A 1,865-nucleotide genomic window follows, 5' to 3' on the forward strand; every position below is an offset into this window, starting at 1 on the left:
CCGCGTCGCAAGTCCGCGCGCCGCGCCGCCTCCGGCACAGCCGGGTCGGACATGTCGAAGGCCACCACCACCTCGGGGCCGTTGCTCCAGCCCTTGCGGATGGCATCTACTGTCTCGCGCACCTGGCGCACGGCCTGGGCCCGCGCCGCATCGGAAAACGCCGCCGGCTCGGGACGCATGATGCGCAGCAGGTTGGCCATCTGGTCATCGGTCAGGCCCTGGCCATCGGTTTCGCCACGGCGGAACGGCAGTTCCTCGGTGCGCTCCACCGGCCCGGCCTTCAGCTCGCGCGCGCTGGGCGGCGTGGCATGGGTGCGTTCGCGCACGCCCGGCACGTCCTGCCAGCCCGATCCCTGCTTCTCCACCTGGCGTACCGTCACGCTCCAGACGCCATCGACATTGGCCGGCGTGTATGAAACCACGCGGACATGGCTATCCCCGTAGCCCTTCACGATGTTGCCCGGGGTGAAGTAGTCGGCGCGGGCTGCCTCTTCGGCAGCGGCCTTCTTGGCCAGGACCCCGCGAGGCCGCTTGGGCGTGACTTCGGCAGTCTCGCTGCCGTTTTGCGCACGCTCCGCACGCACCTGGTCCACCAGGTCACGCACGCGCTGGCGCGATTCGGGCACGCTTTCGCCCTTGCGGCGAAACAACCCTGCCAAGTCGAACTTGTTGTCCGTCAGGGGCGTTCCGTCAGCGGGCTCCAGCAGCACGCTGTTGGGGTATCCCGCGCGGTCCTTGTTCACGCCTACCAGGGTCGTGCCTTTGGCAAATTCAGAACGGTCGCCCTTCTTCCAATCCAGAACCCGGCCCACCAGAGCAAGATCCTTGGCCAACCGTGCAGCGTCCTTTTCCCGGCGTGCCGTGGCAGCTGCCTCCCGTGCGGCCTGCACTTCAGCGGGTGTGCGTGCGGCCAGCGCGGCCCTACGGGCTCGGCCAGCAGCCCCTGACTCCCAGGACGCAAAGCGTTCCATGGCCCGATCCAGGCTGCTGTTCCGGTTGCCGGCCTGCTTGGAGTTCAGGCCGCTGCGGCCTGCCACGAAGCCGCTGTACGTGCCGGAGCGCACGCCCATCAGCATGCGGTACTGCTGCAAATACTCCTGGCGCAGCTGACGCACTTCGGCTTCCACGGCCGCCTTCTGGGCCTCGGTCTTGGCCACCGACATGCCATCGTCGCGCTGGCCGGCCAGGAAGGTCTCGAAGGCCGCACGGTCGCCGTTTGCTCGGGTAGTACCCTGGTGCGAAATGCCAGAATAGCTGGCAGCAGCCTCCCGCAGGGGGAACTCGTCTGGCGCATGGGTCGCGGCGACTGCCGCGCTCTTCCCCGCCGGCTTCTTGGTCTCGGCCGGATCCCGCACCCAGACCTTGAATTCGTCCTGCGTCATCTGCGTGATAGCGCCCAGTCCCGTCCAGCCCTTTTCATAGTTGGCCAGGTAGGTGCTCCGCGCACCGGCCTCGTCGGCCGCCCCCAGCACCACCTTGTGTTCATCGAATGAGCCATCACGGTTCACCTGGTCCACCACGAACACCGGCAGGTCCGGGTCGCTCGCGCGCTCGGTCATGAACACGTCCACATGGTCCTTGTCCGCGCCCACAGAACCCTTGAAGTAGCCGTAGTGGTTCTTCAGGGGCGGCCATTCTGGACGGCGGCGGCTGCCGGCGGGGTTCTCGATGCTGATGTCCAGGCCGTTCAGGCGGACGTGGCCCTTCTTGTAGTTGCCCGCCTCCTTCTGGGCATCGGTCGGCTCGGGCAGGTCGTTGGCCTGGCTGGTGGCCGCCTTCCGCGCGGCTGCTTCCACGGATGCAGGTGCTGCAGGTGCTGCAGGTGCTGCAGGTGCTGCAGCAGCATCGGGCATGGCGGCGGCCAG

1 pseudogene is annotated in these 1,865 nt (G+C 67.8%); it reads right to left on the bottom strand.

Going from position 1 to position 1,865, the window contains the following annotated elements:
• A pseudogene (locus tag L995_RS33490) lies at positions 1-1,853 on the bottom strand (hypothetical protein); the annotation flags it as partial.
• Positions 1,854-1,865: the final 12 nt, after the last annotated feature.

It is taken from the genome of Delftia sp. ZNC0008 (assembly GCF_000799035.1).
Taxonomy (GTDB): Bacteria; Pseudomonadota; Gammaproteobacteria; order Burkholderiales; family Burkholderiaceae_C; genus Comamonas; species Comamonas tsuruhatensis.